Origin of the sequence: Corallococcus sp. RDP092CA (assembly GCF_041903675.1) — a bacterium.
Lineage (GTDB): Bacteria > Myxococcota > Myxococcia > Myxococcales > Myxococcaceae > Corallococcus.
In genome coordinates, this window is sequence record NZ_JAYESI010000031.1 from 20,398 (window position 1) to 36,859 (window position 16,462).

Annotated in this window: 15 protein-coding genes and 1 tRNA gene; 7 read left to right on the forward strand and 9 right to left on the reverse strand. The window is 71.9% G+C overall.

Translation table 11 applies throughout. The features are described from left to right. The 3 genes from U8525_RS27145 to U8525_RS27155 all read right to left on the reverse strand — a co-directional run bounded on the left by U8525_RS27145 (position 1) and on the right by U8525_RS27155 (position 5,219). Complete coding sequence (locus tag U8525_RS27145) at positions 1 to 3,855, reverse strand: SNF2-related protein (RefSeq protein ID WP_374269479.1); 3,855 nt, start codon at positions 3,853 to 3,855, stop codon at positions 1 to 3. Positions 3,856 to 4,055: 200 nt separating this feature from the next. Next, entirely contained in the window at positions 4,056 to 4,598 is a 543-nt protein-coding gene (locus U8525_RS27150) for a hypothetical protein (RefSeq protein WP_120551272.1), read from the reverse strand. Positions 4,599 to 4,625: 27 nt separating this feature from the next. Then, complete coding sequence (locus tag U8525_RS27155) at positions 4,626 to 5,219, reverse strand: hypothetical protein (RefSeq protein ID WP_374269481.1); 594 nt, start codon at positions 5,217 to 5,219, stop codon at positions 4,626 to 4,628. Between the two features lie 102 nt (positions 5,220 to 5,321). Between U8525_RS27155 and U8525_RS27160 the strand changes: the two genes are divergently transcribed. Beyond that, positions 5,322 to 5,831, forward strand: coding sequence for a hypothetical protein (locus U8525_RS27160; protein WP_374269483.1), 510 nt, complete (start codon positions 5,322 to 5,324; stop codon positions 5,829 to 5,831). A gap of 64 nt (positions 5,832 to 5,895) precedes the next feature. Here the strand turns inward: U8525_RS27160 and U8525_RS27165 are convergent. Beyond that, positions 5,896 to 5,968 (reverse strand) — tRNA-Phe (locus tag U8525_RS27165). A gap of 90 nt (positions 5,969 to 6,058) precedes the next feature. Then, positions 6,059 to 6,859, reverse strand: a complete 801-nt coding sequence (locus U8525_RS27170) for a sigma-70 family RNA polymerase sigma factor (protein ID WP_374269484.1) — start codon at positions 6,857 to 6,859, stop codon at positions 6,059 to 6,061. A gap of 124 nt (positions 6,860 to 6,983) precedes the next feature. On the opposite strand from U8525_RS27170, the gene nhaR reads away from it, so the two are divergent. Further along, positions 6,984 to 7,883 (forward strand): transcriptional activator NhaR, encoded by a 900-nt coding sequence (nhaR, locus tag U8525_RS27175; protein ID WP_120551277.1) that lies wholly within the window; start codon positions 6,984 to 6,986, stop codon positions 7,881 to 7,883. A 3-nt stretch (positions 7,884 to 7,886) separates the two neighbouring features. Here the strand turns inward: nhaR and U8525_RS27180 are convergent, their stop codons facing one another. Both U8525_RS27180 and U8525_RS27185 read right to left on the reverse strand, forming a co-directional pair. Next, positions 7,887 to 8,075: a hypothetical protein gene (locus U8525_RS27180; protein WP_374269485.1), complete on the reverse strand. Its 189-nt coding sequence runs from the start codon at positions 8,073 to 8,075 to the stop codon at positions 7,887 to 7,889. Between the two features lie 9 nt (positions 8,076 to 8,084). Continuing rightward, complete coding sequence (locus tag U8525_RS27185) at positions 8,085 to 8,303, reverse strand: hypothetical protein (RefSeq protein ID WP_374269486.1); 219 nt, start codon at positions 8,301 to 8,303, stop codon at positions 8,085 to 8,087. A 245-nt stretch (positions 8,304 to 8,548) separates the two neighbouring features. On the opposite strand from U8525_RS27185, the gene U8525_RS27190 reads away from it, so the two are divergent. Next, a complete protein-coding gene (locus U8525_RS27190; RefSeq protein WP_374269488.1) occupies positions 8,549 to 9,883 on the forward strand; it encodes a nodulation protein NfeD in 1,335 nt (444 codons plus the stop codon). After that, entirely contained in the window at positions 9,880 to 10,701 is an 822-nt protein-coding gene (locus U8525_RS27195; protein ID WP_374269490.1) for a slipin family protein, read from the forward strand. The genes U8525_RS27190 and U8525_RS27195 overlap by 4 nt, the downstream gene beginning before the upstream one ends. A gap of 66 nt (positions 10,702 to 10,767) precedes the next feature. Here U8525_RS27195 and U8525_RS27200 read toward each other — a convergent pair whose 3' ends face one another. Both U8525_RS27200 and U8525_RS27205 read right to left on the reverse strand, forming a co-directional pair. Further along, entirely contained in the window at positions 10,768 to 11,283 is a 516-nt protein-coding gene (locus U8525_RS27200) for a peptidylprolyl isomerase (RefSeq protein WP_374269492.1), read from the reverse strand. Between the two features lie 139 nt (positions 11,284 to 11,422). Beyond that, positions 11,423 to 11,914 (reverse strand): DUF2721 domain-containing protein, encoded by a 492-nt coding sequence (locus U8525_RS27205; protein WP_374269494.1) that lies wholly within the window; start codon positions 11,912 to 11,914, stop codon positions 11,423 to 11,425. 117 nt (positions 11,915 to 12,031) lie between these two features. Between U8525_RS27205 and U8525_RS27210 the strand changes: the two genes are divergently transcribed. From U8525_RS27210 to U8525_RS27220, 3 genes are all read left to right on the forward strand, one after another. Continuing rightward, positions 12,032 to 12,523 (forward strand): MerR family transcriptional regulator, encoded by a 492-nt coding sequence (locus U8525_RS27210; protein ID WP_374269496.1) that lies wholly within the window; start codon positions 12,032 to 12,034, stop codon positions 12,521 to 12,523. Then, a complete protein-coding gene (locus U8525_RS27215; RefSeq protein WP_374269497.1) occupies positions 12,520 to 15,180 on the forward strand; it encodes a VIT domain-containing protein in 2,661 nt (886 codons plus the stop codon). Before U8525_RS27210 ends, U8525_RS27215 begins: the two co-directional genes overlap by 4 nt. 102 nt (positions 15,181 to 15,282) lie before the next feature. After that, positions 15,283 to 16,431: a hypothetical protein gene (locus U8525_RS27220; RefSeq protein WP_374269499.1), complete on the forward strand. Its 1,149-nt coding sequence runs from the start codon at positions 15,283 to 15,285 to the stop codon at positions 16,429 to 16,431. The last annotated feature ends 31 nt before the right edge of the window (positions 16,432 to 16,462 follow it).

Sequence of the window (16,462 nt, forward strand, 5' to 3'; positions counted from 1 at the left end):
TCAATCCGCGTGCGCGTCAGCGCCGAAGCGCAGCAGGCCCAGCAGCTGCTCCGGCGACAGGGCGGCGGCGCCATCCGCTTCCGAAAGCAGGCTGTCCGCCAGGTCCCGCTTCTCCGCGTGGAGGGCCAGGATGGCCTCCTCGATGGTGCATTCCGACACGAACCGCGACACGGTGACGGGGCGCGTCTGCCCGATGCGGTGCGCCCGGTCCGAGGCCTGGTCCTCCACGGCGGGGTTCCACCACGGGTCCAGGTGAAGCACGTGGTCGGCGCCGGTGAGGTTGAGGCCGGTGCCGCCCGCCTTGAGCGAGATGAGGAAGAGCGCGCCCTCCCCTCGCTGGAAGGCCTCGACGCGGGCCTGCCGCTCCGCGGCGGGGGTCCGCCCGTCCAGGTACTGGAACGCGATGCCCCGGGCCGCGAGCGCGTCGCGCACCAGGCTCAGGTGGCGCACGAACTGGCTGAAGACGAGCGCGCGGCCCCCTTCCGCCAGCAGCTCCTCCACCCGCTCCAGCACCCGCTCCAGCTTCGAGGAGGCCAGCCCCGAGTCCGCGTCGACGAGCCGGGGGTGGCACGCGGCCAGCCGCAGCCGGGTGAGCGCGGCCAGCATCTCGAAGCGCCGGTCCCCGCCGGCGGTCCCCTCCCCCAGCCGGGCCAGCGCCGCCAGCCGCACGTCGTCGTACAGGCGCCGCTCGGCTTCCGACAGGGTGACCGGCACCACCGTGTCCACGCGCGGGGGCAGCTCGCGCGCCACCTGGGCCTTGGTGCGGCGCAGGAGGAAGGGCCGTACCAGCCGGGCCAGGGAGGCGCGGGCGTCGGCGTCGCGGTCCCGCTCGATGGGGATGGCGAAGCGCGCGTGGAAGGACTCGCGCCCGCCCAGCAGGCCGGGGAACAGCAGGTGGTAGAGGCTCCACAGCTCGGACAGGCGGTTCTCCACCGGCGTGCCGGTGAGGGCCACGCGGGCCTCGGCCTTCACGGTGCGCAGTGCGCGGGCCCTGGCCGTGTCCGGGTTCTTCACCGCCTGCGCCTCATCCACCACCAGGGTGGTGAACGTCACGTCCGCGAGCCTGGTGGCATCCCGCGCCAGCAGGCCATAGCTGATGATCAGCACGTCCCGGGGCTTCAGCTGGGACGGCAGGGCCTCCCGGTCCGCGTCCTGCCAGAGGTGCACGCGCAGGGACGGCGCGAAGCGCGCGGCCTCGCGCGCCCAGTTGCCGCGCAGGGACGTGGGCGCCACCACCAGCGCGGGGCCCTCCCCCGCGCGCGACAGCAGCAGGGCCAGCGCCTGGACGGTCTTGCCCAAGCCCATGTCATCCGCGAGGCACGCCCCCGCGCCCCACGAGGCCAGCCGCGCGAGCCAGGTAAAGCCCTCGCGCTGGTAGTCGCGCAGCTCCGCCTTCAGGCCCCGGGGCACGCGCACCGGACGCGCGTGGGCATCCCGGATGCGCTTCGCCAGCTGGCGCCAGTCCGGAGGCGCCTGGACGCGCGCGCCCGCCTTCTCCAGCGTGTCCAGCACGGGCGCCGCCGCGGCGCTCACCTCCAGCCCCCTCCGTCCGGAGTGCGCCACGTCCGCGAGCGGGGTCAGCTGCTCGCGCAGCGCCTCCGTCAGGCGCATCCAGCGCCCCTTCCCCAGCGGGACGTAGCGCTGGCGGCGGCGCACGGCCTCCAGCAGGACCGCCAGCTCCACGCGCGCGCCGTCCAGCTCCACGCCGCCCTTCGCGCCGAACCAGTCGTGCTCCCGCAGGACCTGGACCCGCACGTTCGAGGTCTCCGGGCGCGTCACCGTCCACGGCTGCTCCGCCCACTCCACGCGCACGCCCGGGCCCGCGAGCGGCTCCAGCGCCTCCAGGAGCTGGAGCGCGTCCTCCACCGTGTCGCGCGTGAAGTGATACATGCCAGCCGGCAATGACAGACGTGAGAGGAGCGCGTCCGCCTCCCTTCGCTCCGCGTCCAGGTCGCGCCGGGCCATGACGCGCTCCTTGCCGCGCTGGCCACGGACCGCGGGAGCGCCCTCCCCCACGGGCTGGGGAGGCGCCTCCGGCAGTGGCCTCACGAGGAGCGAGACCTCCAGGCCCGCGTCCTCCACCGCGCGCAGCCGCACCAGCAGGCCCGGCTGGGCCTCCACGGGGCGGGGCTCCAGGGCTGGCGGCAGCGCCACGGGGAAGGCCGCCTCCAGCGCGGCGAGGTGTCCCACGAGCGCGTCGCGCTGGCGCTCGGAGACGTAGGTGCCGTGGCGCGCCAGGGATTCGAGCAGGGCCCCCGCGCCAGGAGGAACGGACACCAGGGTGACGCGTGGGACGCCTGGCTCCAAGAGCAGCCAGGGCTGTGGAGCCCCCGGCCCCTCGGGAGGCGGCGTCAGGGCCTCCGCGGCCACGGGGTGCCCCTCCACCGCGGGCCGCAGGCGCAGGCCCTGGCCGTCCTGCTCCAGGGCGAAGCCCAGCGGCGCTTCCCGCACCCGCAGGGGAACATCCGGGGTGCCAGCAAGCCTGAGCCGGGGGCTGCGCGCGAGCGACCGCAGGGCCTGGAGCAGCAGCGCGTACGGCGCGCCGCCCCCGATGTTGTCGCCCAGGTACACGCCATTCCTGCTCATCCGCTCTTCGGCGTTGAGGAGGGACCAAGCATGGCGTTCATCCGGATCCTGGAGCGACCGGAGCGCGTTGTCGCGGTCGTACCAGGTGACGGCGCGACCCTGGGACAGGCCGCCCTTCCTGGCGGGCAGGTGCAGATAGGGCCGGAGCCGCCATCCGCGCGAGGCCTCGGGCTCCAGTCGGAAGGTGACGTAGTTGCCGGTCGCGGGAGCATCGCGCACCGTCCGGTCCACCAGGGATGCCTCCAGCGCGGACAGGAGCTCCCGGCCTGGCGCCTCGAACAGCAGCTCCGCCAGCTTCGCGGCCTGCTTCGGCATCGCCAGGAGCGCCAGCGCCGCGTCCACGGCGGTCAGGGCGTGGACGCAGGAAGCCTCGGTCGCCTTGGGGCGGCATGGACAGGACACGCCCGGGCGGCCTTCCATCAAGGCGCGCGGGTCGAGCTCGACATGGCCCTCGTCCTCGGACCGCGCAGGAGCAGGAGGGTGTGTGAGGCGCCACGTCGCCAGCTCCGCCTCCTTCACGAGCAGCCGCAACGGGCGTTCCTGGAGGATGCCCCTGGGCACCGGGGACAGGGACCGGGGCTCGGCCTGCGCGCGGATCCGCGCGCGGACCCGCGTCAGCGCATCCCGCAGGAGCGCGAGGCGGTCGTCCGTGGGCGGCGGCAGGGGCTTCGCGGAGGCTTCATGGACCCGCCCGCGCGACACGCGCCCCGCTTCGTCATTCACCCAGCGCCAGGCGGTCTCCGCGAGCACCTCCTGCTCACCGAGCCTCAGGCGCCGGAGCTTCGGGCCGCCCTCCAGCGCGTCCACGACCGTGGCCTTTCGCAGCGCGGGGAGCACTCGCCGCTGCAAGGGCCCGGGCAAGAGGGGCACCAGCACGGCCACGGGCACGATGCGGGCACGCTCCACGTGGTGCGCCACGAGCCACGCCTGGATGTCGACGGGGGAGGAGGGCCGAGGGGAGGGGGCCTTCAGCTGGCGGCGGGAAGGAGGCGGCCCGGGCCGGGACGCGGGAGCGCGCCGCCGCGCCCGGGGAGTGGAGGCCTGGAGCCACGCAAGCCCGACCGCGACCGCGTGCGCGCAGACCCCTTCGCTCCAATAGGTGTCGCATTCACACTCGAGCAGCAGCCCCTCGAAGTCCGGGTCCACGCGGAGGGACGCGTCGAACATGCGGCCCTGGTCGTCGAAGACGGTCCCCTGGAGGCGGCCCCGGGAAGGAGGCCACACCTCCACGGCCTCCCGGACGAGCCACCGCCGGGCTTGCGCGAGCATCTCCCGACCGGCCAGCTCATGGAGGTGTCTGCTCGTGAGTCGTTGCCGGAGCGAAAGGGTCTGCGGGGAGGCGGAGCGGGAGGGCATCGAATGGGAAAACTACCCATGGGATGGCCCTCCAACGAGCCTTGTTTCCAGGTTGCCTCTCGGAGCCTCCGCGAATGGACACCCGGCGGCCCGGCGTGCGCTCTCCGCGGACGCTACGCGCCCAGCACCTGCCGCAGCACGGCCTGGAAGTAGTTCGTGCTGCCGATGTGGCCCGCGTGGAGCTTGGCGGACTGGTGGAGGCGCTGGGCGACGGCCTCGAACTCCGCCTGGCTGACGTCGCGCAGGGACAGGTACAGGCGGGCGGCGGCGCGCAGGTAGGAGAAGAGCGGGTTCTTGTGGTGGCCGTCGGGCCGGCGCGCGAGGTGCCGGTAGAGCTGGGAGAACTCCTGGTCCACTTCCGCGTGGCGGGTGTCGCGGCAGAAGCCGGCGGCGGTGGCCTCGATGAGGAAGAAGAACGGCTCGTACTCGGGGAAGGGCGGCCGGGTGAAGTCGGGGGGCTGCTTGTTGCCCGTCCACAGCGCGGAGATGGGCTGGAGGCGCACGTGGGCGGTGACGTCGCCGAAGCGCACGGGCACCTCGTCGCCCACGGGCTTCACCTGGCCCTGTTCGTCCCGTTCCACGGGGATGAACAGGCGCATGGGGTCCTCCACCTTCACGCCCGCCTTCTCCAGCTCCGCCACCACGTTCGCGTCCATTGCGTTGATGAACCTCCGGGCCCCCATCTACCGCGTCGCGCCCGGATGTGCACCCGGTGCGGCTGCCCTGCTTCGGGAGACCGCCTGCTCCAGCACGTCCCGAGCAGTATCGAAGACGCCATCGACGCGGTCGTAGGGCTCAGGAACTCCCTCGGCACGCTGTCGCTGGGAAGAACACAGGCTCTGGCCCGGCATGGAGGGTGGCGACGGACTGGAGATGGGACCTGTCCAGGTCTTGCCGCTTCGCGCATCGCGCTCCGCGCCGCTGACGAGCGCGCTTCTTCTGGCCGAAAGAAGAAGCAGGATCACCAATACCACTGGCAACATCACCAATAAAATTGGTAAATCAACATCGTGCTCGAAGAAGGTTCTCGGCTCTTTGGTACTTCGACCCGGACGGCGGTGCTTGTAGCCATCCGTCTGCTCGATGAGACCTACCCCAGTGAGGTGGCGGCGCTGCTGGGCGTCCGCCCATTCACCGTTCAATCCATCCTGACCTCGCTCGAGAGAGAGGCGATCATCGTCAGTCGGCTGGTGGGGCGGACGCGGGTGGTTTCCCTGAATCCTCGATACTTCGCACACGCGGAACTCAGCGCGCTGCTCTGGAAGCGCGGGGAACACGACGTGGGCCTCCAGTCCAAGCTCGCCGCGCGGCGCCGCCGTCCCCGTCGTGCTGGCAAACCGGGGCTCTTGTGATCGGGCCCAGCTCGTCACTCACGGATATTGCCTTCGCCGTCTGCACAGCCCTGGATCGCAGCGGATTCCACGCGGTGCTCACCGGAGGAAGCGCGGCAACCTATTACTTACGCGCCGGAGGCGTATCAATCCGGAGACCTCGACTTCGTCATCACCCTCAAGGGAACAGGAGGCGAAGCAGCGCTGGCCGCACTCGGCTTCATCCGGAAGGGAGACTTCTACCGTCACCCACGCTCGCTCTTCCTCCTGGAGTTTCCGAGCGGGCCCCTGGCGGTGGGTGACGACCTGGTCAAGAGCTGGAGCACCGTCCGTCGTGACGCTGAGGTGCTGTACGTCCTGTCGCCTACGGACTCCTGCCGTGACCGACTCGCGTCCTTTCTCTTCTGGAATGACTTCAGTGGCCTGGAACAGGCCCTTGCTGTCTTCCATGCACGGAGAGAAGAAGTGGACCTGAAGGTCATCGAGGATTGGTGTCGACGCGAGCGGCACAGCCAGAAGTTCGGACTGTTCGCATCACGCATCGACGCCGCGCTCTGAGGGTTGCAAAAGCAAAAGGGCGCCGGACCGGAGTCCGACGCCCTTCAGAATCTTCGTACTGGTGTGCCCAAGGGCGGAATCGAACCACCGACACGGGGATTTTCAGTCCCCTGCTCTACCGACTGAGCTACTTGGGCGTACCGCGCACCGCGAGCGGCGACGCCGATTTACGGTCACTTGCCCGCGCCGTCAACCTCTTTCCGACGCCCGTTCCCCTCGCTCGACACTCAAGCCGCCAGCCGGGGCGCCTCGCCGTCCCAGGACGTGCAGCCCGCCGTCAGCCGCTGACGCAGCTTCTGGCGCAGCCCCTGCTCGATCTGCCGGATGCGCACCGCCGTCACCCCGAAGCGCTTCGCCAGGAACTCCGCGCTCACCCCGTCCTCCACCAGCATCCGCTCCTTCACCAGCGCCCGCTCGCGCGCGTCCAGCTCCGGCCAGGCCTCCTCCACGCTCTGGTGCAGCTTCTCCGCCCAGGCCACCCGGTCCGCCCGCTCCTCCACCGAGTCCTCGTCCGACTCCAGCATGTCCAGCCGCGTCACGTCCCCCTCCCAGCCCAGGGGCGCGTTCAACGACACGTCCTTCGCCAGCGCGTCCGTCCCCCGCACCACGTCCTCCTCCCGCTTGCCCAGCGCCTCGGCCAGCCGCTTCGTCACTTCCGGGTGGCCCTCGCCCCACCGGGCCTCCAGGCGCGCTCGCTCGCGGCGGAGCTGGAAGACGATCCACGGCGCGCGGCCCCCCGCCACACTCCAGGTACGGGACACGTACGCCCGGATGCGCGCGCGGATCCACTGCTGCGCGTAGGCGCCGAACGGCACGCCCCGCTCCTCGAACCGGCGCGCCGCCTCCACCAGGCCGACGTTGCCCTCCGACATCAGCTCCTCCAACGACAGGCCCGTCCAGCGGTACTTCCACGCCAGCCGGCGGACCAGCTCCAGGTGCCCCCGCACCCGCATCTCCACTTCCGCCGAGTCCACCTCGGCCGCCACACCCTCCACCGTGGACTCGAGCTCCTCGTAGATGGCTTCCATGACGCGTACCTCCCCAAGCAGTCCCCCGCGCACCCATCGCGCGGTGACGGAGGTAGAGATAAGCGAGGGCGACACTTAAAAAAATGAGCTAGTTTGGATGAAAACCTTAGATTATTCCTAAGTCATGGCCTGGCTCAACTACCACCATCTCCTCTACTTCTGGACGGTTGCGCGGGCCGGCAGCATCGCCAAGGCGAGTGAAGAGCTGCACCTCGCCCAGCCCACCATCAGCGCGCAGATCAAGCTGCTGGAGGAGTCACTGGGCCACCAGCTCTTCGAGCGCAAGGGCCGCAAGCTCGTCCTCTCCGACGTGGGCCGCACCGTCATGCGCTACGCGGATGAGATCTTCCGCCTGGGCAACGAGCTGAAGAACGTCGTCTCCGGCCTGCCCACCGGACAGCAGCTGCGCCTCAACGTGGGCGTGCTCGACGTCATCCCCAAGCTCGTGGCCGAGCAGTTGCTCAAGCCCGCGCTGGAGGCCGGCCCCTCGCTGCGCATCATCTGCCGCGAGAGCCCCCTGCCCCAATTGCTCGCACAGCTGGCGTTGCATGAGCTGGACGTGGTGCTCGCGGACGCGCCCGGCTCCGAGCCCGTCAGCGTCCGGTCCTTCAACCACCTGCTGGGCAAGTGCGGTGTGACGTTCTTCGCCGCCCAGCCGCTCGCGCACCTGCGCAAGGACTTCCCACGCTCACTGGATGGCGCGCCTATGCTGCTGCCCTCGGAGGAGTCGTCGGTGCGCCGCTCACTGGACCTGTGGTTCGAGCGGCTCGGCATCCGGCCGCTCATCGCTGGCGACTTCGACGACAGCGCGCTGCTCCAGGCCTTCGGGCAGAAGGGGCACGGCATCTTCGCCATGCCCTCCATCATCGACGCCGAGGTGCAGCGGCAGTTCAACGTCACCGCCATCGGGCACACCGACGAAATCGAGCAGTGCTTCTACGCCATCACCGTGGAGCGCCGCCTGCGACACCCCGCCGTCGTCGCCATCGCCGAGGCCGCGCGCTCGCACATCTTCGGCGGCTGAGGCTCACCCCGCCGCGCCGCCCGCCATCACCGTGGCCCGGCCCAGGTCCACTTCACGCGCGTCGCGCCCCGCAGCGTCGCGGCCCTCCGCGAGCAACCGCCCGTCACGCACCGCCACTGCGTCCGCGCGCGGACGCTCTACATCGAGCGTCCATACGCGCTCCGCCTGGTAGACGGTCGGCGCCGCCGTCATGCGCGGAGACTACCCGCCCTCCTGAGGCGTGCCAGCGTCCACACCCGGTGCTTCGATGGGGCCCGCGGGGCCCCCCTGGTCGTTGGGCACGTTCTGGATGGGCTCGCGGGCCGTGTCCGGGCCCTGGATGGGCATCTGATCTTCCGTCCCCGGGGGCTGGGTGGTCTTGCAGGCCACCGCTCCAGCGGTCAGGCCCAGAGCAGCGATGAGCAGCACGGCACGGCGCATGAAACCTCCTGGAAGAAGATCGAGAGGCCGACCCTAGGGAGGTGCGTCCTCCTCCAGCAATGCGCATCCCCTGCAACGTCCAGGATTGGATGCACGAGCGGGACACCGGGCCCTCCCTGCCCGCACGCCCTCCAGCCCCCCGGTCTCCCATCCCGGTCATCCGAAGGGCCGATGCACATCGTTGCCCGAATGCGTGTGCGCGACCACGCGCACCGGGAGCGCTCATGCGGGAGCACGTCGACAGGATGAGGTGGCGCCGTCACGTCCTCTGGGGCTGGCTCCTGGTGTTCCTCTTCGGAGGCCTCGCGGCTCCGGCGGCCCCGACCTCGCCGTCCTTCGTTGCCCGGTGCGAGCTGGACGGCGTGGTGGATACCGGCTTGGGCGCGTACCTCGCGGACTGCGTGGAGCGGGCGGAGGACGGTGGAGCCTCGGCGCTACTCGTGACGTTGGATACGCCGGGGGGCTCGCTGGAGGCCACCCGCGCCGTGGTGCGGGCGTTCCTGGGCTCGCGCGTCCCCGTGCTCGTGTGGGTGGGGCCTTCTGGCGCTCGGGCCGGCAGCGCGGGGCTGTTCATCGCGCTCGCGTCGAACGTGAGCGCCATGGCTCCAGGGACGAACATCGGCGCGGCGCACCCCGTGGGCTGGGGCGGCGAGGATGTGGAGCAGGGGGGCGGCGGACAGCTCGCCCGCAAGGTGGAGAACGACACGGTCGCCTTCGCGGAGGGCATCGCCCGGCAACGGGGCCGCAACCCGGAGTGGGCCGCGTCCGCCGTGCGCGACAGCGCCAGCGCTCCCGCGGACCGCGCCGTGGAGCTTGGCGTGGTGGAGCTCATCGCCCCCACCGAGGCCGCGTTCCTCGCCTCCGTCGATGGTCACCGCGTGGAGGTGGCGGGCGGCGACACCGTGACGCTCGCCACCCGCGAGGCCCGCGTGGTGTCGCTGGAGCCGGGCCTGTCACAGCGGGTGGTGCATGCGCTCGCGCAGCCTTCCCTCGTCTACCTGCTGTTCCTCGTCGCGGCGCTGGGCCTGGTGGTGGAGCTGTCCCATCCGGGCGCGGTGGCGCCGGGGCTCACCGGCGGCGTGGCGCTGGTGCTGGCGTTGATGGCCTCCGCGACGCTGCCGGTGCGCTCGGGGGCGCTGGTGCTGATGCTCGCTGGCGTGGGGCTCATCATCGCGGAGCTGTTCGTCACCAGCGGCCTGCTGGGCGCGGCGGGCGTGGGGCTGTTGATCCTGGGGGGCGTGTTCCTGGTGGATCGCTTCGAGCCGGGCTGGTTCGTGGAGCCGTCCTTCCGCCTGCCGTGGGGGGTGCTGCTGCCCTCGGCGCTCGTGCTCGCGGGGACCGCGGCCTTCGTCGCGTACCGCGGCGCCCAGACGCGCAGGCTGCCGCAGCGGGGCGGTGACGCGGGGCTCATCGGCGAGTCGGGCACGGCGCTGGGTCCCGTCACGCCCTCGGGCGGCGAGGTGTTCGTCCATGGCGAGCGCTGGCGCGCCGTCTCCTTCACCCCCATCCGCGAGGGCGCCCGGGTCGTGGTGCGCGCCGTGGAAGGGCTCACCCTCACCGTCGCGGAGTCCATGCCATGAACGAGCTGTTCGGAGCGCTGGGATGGATCATCCCCCTGGCCCTGCTGTTCCTCCTCTTCATCTCCGGCGTGCGCATCGTCGCCGAGTACCAGAACGGCGTCGTGTTCCGCCTGGGCCGCTACGTGGGCCTCAAGCGCGCGGGCTTCCGCTGGCTCATCCCGTTCATCGAGCGGATGGTCATCATCGACCTGCGCACCGTGGCGCGCGACGTGCCCCCGCAGGACGTCATCACCAAGGACAACGTCAGCGTGAAGGTCAGCGCCGTCGTCTACTTCCGCGTCATCCAGGCGGACAAGGCCGTGCTCCAGGTGGAGGACTACCTCTACGCCACCAGCCAGATTGCCCAGACCACGCTGCGCGCCATCCTGGGCCAGGTGGAGCTGGACGACCTGTTGTCGCAGCGCGAGCGCATCAACCACGAGCTGCAGCAGGTGCTGGACGCGCGCACCGACCCGTGGGGCGTGAAGGTCTCCAACGTGGAGGTGAAGCACATCGACCTGCCCATCGAGATGCAGCGGGCCATCGCACGGCAGGCGGAGGCCGAGCGCGAGCGCCGCGCGAAGATCATCGCCGCGGAGGGCGAACACCAGGCCGCGGAGAAGCTCTCCCAGGCCGCGGACGTGCTCAGCCGCAACCCCGCCACGCTCCAGCTGCGCTACCTCCAGACGCTGGTGGAGATCACCAGCGGAGGCAACCACACCATCCTGCCCATCCCCCTGGAGCTGCTGCGCGCGTTCGGCGCCGTACCCGCGCGGCCCTTCCGGCCGGAAGCGGCCCGCGAGGAGGAGGACGAGGACGCGTCCCACGGCCTGTCCTGAAACGACGAAGGCCCACCCGCGCGTCGCGCGGATGGGCCTCCTGCGTGAGACGCGGCAGCGCGCGGATTACAGCTGGCCGCTGTCCTCGATCTTCACGGGCTGGCGCGTCGCGCCGGACGGGCTGCCCACGGCTTCAATCTTCTTCACCACGTCCATGCCCTCGACGACCTTGCCGAAGACGACGTGCGCGTTGTCGAGCCACGGCGTGGGGACGGTGGTGAGGAAGAACTGCGAGCCGTTGCTGTTGGGGCCCGCATTGGCCATGGAGAGGATGCCCGGGCCCGTGTGCTTGTGCTTGAAGTTCTCGTCCGCGAACTTCTCGCCGTAGATGGACTCGCCGCCGTAGCCGTTGCCGAGCGTGATGTCGCCGCCCTGGCACATGAAGTTCGGGATGACGCGGTGGAAGGGCGTCCCCTTGAAGTGCAGCGCCTTGCCGCTGCGGCCGGTGCCCTTCTCACCCGTGCACAGGGCGCGGAAGTTCTCGGCGGTCTTGGGAACGTCGTCGGAGAACAGCTCCATCACGATGCGGCCGGCGGGCTGGCCACCAATCGACATGTCGAAGAAGACCTTGGCGTTTGCCATGTTCACGTGCTCCACGGTGAGGGTTGAGCCACAGAGGCTGCGGAATCCTGCGCGATACCTGGCGCGCGGGCCGGGACGTACCAGACCCGCGCGTCTCGGGGGCACCCGCTAGCACCTTCGCGTGCGTTGCGGAACAAATTCAGGGCGGAGGTGGGCCCCCCGGCCGCTCCTCGCGGAAGAGGTCCTCGCGCTCCAGCGTGATGGCCCGGCGGCTCAAGCGCAGCGACGCCAGCGCCAGCACCGCCGTGGAGCCCAGCAGCCCCACGCCCAGGGAGAAGGACATCACCGGCAGCCCCTCCGGCACCGCGACGCTGCGGCGCAGCAGGTACAGGAGCGACGTCACCACGAAGGACAGGAGCGCCGCGTAGGTGAAGCCGATGGCCCTCGCGAGGATGGCGTGGCGGCGGTCCATGATGGCCACCTCCTCGCGCAGGAGGGGGCGGCGCGCGTGGCCCTCCGGCAGCGTGCGCCATTCCCGGGCCATGTCCCGGATGCGCGCGGTGATGCGCGAGATCTGGTTGTCCAGGCCGGTGGCCAGGATGCCGCACCCGGACACCATCACCGCGGGCGTCACCGCCGTGCCGATGAGCTGGATGGAGGAGGGGTCCAGGCCGTCCACGCCGACGTTCATGCCCCCTTCTGTCCCACCGTCCGCCCGGCCGCCACCTCCCGCCCATCCCGACACCCTCGCTGACGAATCGCCACCGACATCTTGACACTTGAACTGTCGCGACCTACTGTCAGGTTCGTGAGCACGCCCAAGACACAGACGGAGTGGAAGCTGGCCGCGCTGGCGGAGGAGGTGGGCGTCTCGCCTCGCACGGTCCGCTATTACGTCCAGCGGGGCCTCCTGCCCGCGCCGCCCTTCAAGGGGCCGGACACGGTCTACGGAGAGGAGCACCGGGTGCGGCTCAAGGCCATCCGGGTGCTCCAGGCGCGGTTCCTGCCGCTGGACGCCATCCAGGCGGAGCTGCTGCGGCTGTCGCCGGAGGAGCTGCGACGGCTGGCGGAGTCGCCGGTCGGTCCAGGGACGCCGCCGGTCCCGGCGGAGGTCCCCCGGATGCCGCCCCCGAAGCGGCCAGGGAAAGACCCGACGGTGGAGGTGGCGCGTTACCAGCGCTGGCTCCTGGCGCCGGGGTTGGAACTGCACGTGTCGGAGCAGGCGGAAGCGAAGGTCCGGGCGCTGGCCGAGCGGGTGCGCGCCCTCATCGAGGAGTCCGAGGAAGGAAAGGCGTCATGAACGAGCAGGCGAGGTGTGGGCTGTTCACGCGTGACGGGGCCCAGGTGCCCCTACAGGGAGTGGAGGTCTCCGGTGAGCTGCTCGGGGGGCACGCGCGGGTGCGCGTGACGCAGCGCTACCGCAACGACGAGAAGAAGCCGGTGGAGGCCCTCTACACCTTCCCCCTGCCCTCCGACGCGACGCTCAGCGCCTTCTCCATGACGTGCGCGGGCCGCCGCGTGGCCGGCGTGGTGAAGGAGCGCGAAGAGGCCTTCCGCGCCTACGACGACGCCCTCACGGAAGGGCACGGCGCCGCGCTCCTGGACCAGGAGCGCGCCAACGTCTTCACCGCGCAGGTGGGCAACCTGCTGCCGGGCGAGGAGACGCGGGTGGAGGTGGAGTTCCTCCAGACGCTCACCGCCGAGGAGGGCAGCGTGCGCTGGATGCTGCCCACGCTGGTGGCGCCCCGGTACATCCCCGGCGCGGTGCACGGCGACCGCACCGGCCACGGCGAAGCGGCCCCGACGACGCGGGTGCCGGACGCGGACCGCATCACCCCGCCCCAGGGCCGGGTGGACTACGGGCTGCGCATGGACCTGCTCATCGACGTGGGCCGCGACGTGGTGGTGGAGAGCCCGTCCCACCGGCTCACCGTCACGAAGGAGGGCACGCGCACGCGGGTGAACCTGCAGCGCGACTCGCTCCTCAAGAGCTTCGCGGGCGACGAGGTGGAGCTGAACCGGGACGTGGTGCTCACCCTGCGCAACGCCAACCCGGACGTGATGCTCACGCCCGTGGTCGCGCACCGGAAGGCGGAGGGCCCGGGCACGTTCGCGCTCACCGTGGTGCCGGACCTGCTGAACCTGGCGACGACGCCTCCGCGGCAGGAGGTGGTGTTCGTGGTGGACACGTCCGGCTCCATGGCCGGGGACAGCCTGCCGCAGGCCCAGGCCGCGCTCCGGCTGTGCCTGCGCCACCTGCGTGAAGGCGACCGCTTCAACGTCATCGCGTTCGAGAACTCGTTCCGCTCCTTCTCCGCGCAGACGGTGCCGTTCACCCAGCGCACGCTGGAGCAGGCGGACGCGTGGGTCGCGGGGCTGAGGGCCTACGGCGGCACGGAGCTGCTGGAGCCGATGGTCACCGCGATGAAGGCCGCGCCGGACGGCGTGGTGGTGCTGCTGACGGACGGGCAGGTGGGCAACGAGAGCGAGATCCTCGACGCGGTGCTTTCGGCGCGCGGGACGGGGCGGGTGTTCTCGTTCGGCATCGGCACCAACGTGAGCGACGCGCTCCTGCGCGACCTGGCGCGGCGCACGGACGGCGCGGTGGAGTTCATCCACCCGGGAGAGCGCATCGACGAGAAGGTGGTGGCGCAGTTCTCGCGGGCGCTCGCGCCGCGCGTCACCGACCTGGAGGTGCGCTTCGAGGGCGTGGAGGCCAGCGAGCTGGCCCCGTCCACGCTGCCGCCGCTGGTGGACGGCACGCCGTGGACGCTCTTCGGGCGCTATGCGCGGGCGGGCACGGGCAGCGTGACGCTGAAGGGCAGGTCAGGTCGGGAGCCCTTCTCCCTCACGGTGCGGCTGGACCTGCCCGCGCAGTCGGACCGGCCGGTGGTGGAGAAGTTGTGGGCCGCCGAGCGCATCCGGGGCTGGATGGACGCGGGGTTGGTGGGCCGGCGCGCGGAGGCGATGAAGGAGCGCATCGTGCGGCTCGCCGTCGAGCACCAGCTGGCCACGACGTACACGTCCTTCGTGGTGGTGGAGGAGCGCCAGGGCGACCGGCGCGCGTCGGGGACGCCGGAGACGCGCGTGGTGCCGGTGAACGCGCCCGCGGGCTGGAGCATGTTCAACCAGGTCGCTCGGGACGTGGACGACGACGTGCCGGAGGGTGGATTCGCGCCGGCGCCGGCGTCTCCGAGGCGGCGGGCGGCGTCGAAGCCGCTGCCCGCGCCCGGGGCAGTCCACCGCTCCCAGGGCGGCGCGGTGCCCCCACCTCCTCCGAGCATGGCCGCGCCCGCGCCCGCGCTGGGGCCGGAGCCCACCACCGGGTCCTCCTTCCAGGCGGAGCTCGCGGATGGCGCCGGTCCCCAGCGGCCCGCCGCGTCCAAGGAGCGCAGGGAGCAGGAGTTCGCGAAGAAGGAGAAGGGCGGCATCTTCGACCGGCTGATGTCCGCCGCGAAGCCTCGCAAGGCCGCGGCTCCAGCGGCGCCGTCCCCCGAGCAGACCGCACCGCGCGAGGTGCTCTACGAGCAGGAGGCGTCCCTGCCGCTGTCCGTGGCGGAGGGCCCCATCGCCACCGAGGACGTGGGCGGCCTGCTGGGCCAGCAGCTGGCGAACGGGCTGTGGGCCGGCACAGGTGAAGGGCCGGAGCCGGTGCGCCAGGCCCGCGCCACCGCGCGGGTGCTGCTGGTGCTCCTGCGCGAGGGCATCACCAGCAGCCACCCGCTGCACGGCGCGCAGGTGAAGAAGGCCGTGGACGCGCTGCTCGCGCTGGCCGCGCAGCTGGACCCGGCGCCGGACGTGGCGGAGCTGGCGCTGGGCGTGGCGTGGCTGGTGGCGGCGGGGCCTCGCACGCGGGGCCGCATCGAGCAGGCCGCGAAGCCCCTTCCGGGCCTGGGCGGACGGCTGGGGGACACGGCCGCGCTCCGCCAGCACATGGAGACGCTGGCGACGCGGTAGGTCAGCGCGTGGCGCCCACCGGCCCCCGTGCCTCCCCGCCGGGAGGAGCGGGGGCCCGGGCCTCCCGCTCCTTCACGGGGGTCGACTAGGGTGGGCGCCCGCATGCTCCTCGCGCCCTTCGTCCTGGCCGTCCTCGTCGCCGCGCAGCCCGCACCCTCCTCCCAGGAAGGCGCGGCACCTCCCGCTGGGGCGTCCCCGGGCACCGTGTCCGCGCCGCCGCTCGTGGCGAGCGACGAGGCCTGCGCCGCCGAGTCCGACTACGCGGCGGGCTTCGACGCGCTGGTGCTCGGACGGGATGCCGAGGCGCTGGAGCTGCTGGAGCGCGTGATGCGGGTGTGCCCCCAGCACCCGTACGCGCCGGAGCTGGCGCGGCTGGCGCGGACGCGGCTGGAGCCGGGCGCGCGGCTGGCGCAGGACACGCTGGCGCGGCCGGTGGTGATGCCGTCGGAGGCGGTCTCCAAGGAGCAGCCGTCGCAGGGGGCCCGGGCGTCGTTGACCGTCGTACAGACGATGCACGGCGTCACCCAGGGCATCCTGCTGTGCGCCATCTCCAGCTGCCAGGACGCACGCGCGTACGTGGCGCTGTCGCTGCTGGGCGGCGGCGCGGGGGCGGCGATTTCGCTGCTCACGACCCGGAGCGGGCTGACGCAGGGCCAGGCGGCGGCCATCAACTCCGGCACGGTGTGGGGCTTCGGCTATGGCCTGGCGTCCATGGGTTCGCTCGACCTGGACGGGGACAAGTCCACGGGGATGGTGATGGCGGCGGCGCTGGGCTTCACGGGCGCGGGCATCCTGGTGGCGGAGTTCGCGCGGCCCACCGCCGGGCAGGTGTCGCTGACGAACTCCGGTGGCCTGTGGGCGGGCGTGGTGGCGGGGCTGCTGATGGCCACCCAGAACGGCGAGACGCGCGACTTCATCGGCATCGAGCAGGGCGTGGTGGGCGCGGGCCTGCTCACCTTCGCGCTGGTGTCGCGCAACCTGGACATCTCCCGGGGCCGGGTGCTGCTCATCGACGCGGGCGGCATCCTGGGCGGCCTGGTGGGGCTGAGCGCGCTGTTCCTGTCATTGAACACCGACAACGGAGACGCCCTGCTGGTGGGCACCGCCGTGGGCGTGCTGGCCGGCCTGGGGACCGCGACGTTCCTCACGCGTGACTTCGATGCGCCGGACAACACGCCGGCCGTCTCCGTCGTCCCGGCGGCCATGGGGCGGCACGGGGGGATGGGGCTCGCGGTGCTCGGACAGTTCTAGCCCCGGGTGGCGCGGGACCGGTTCGGCGGCC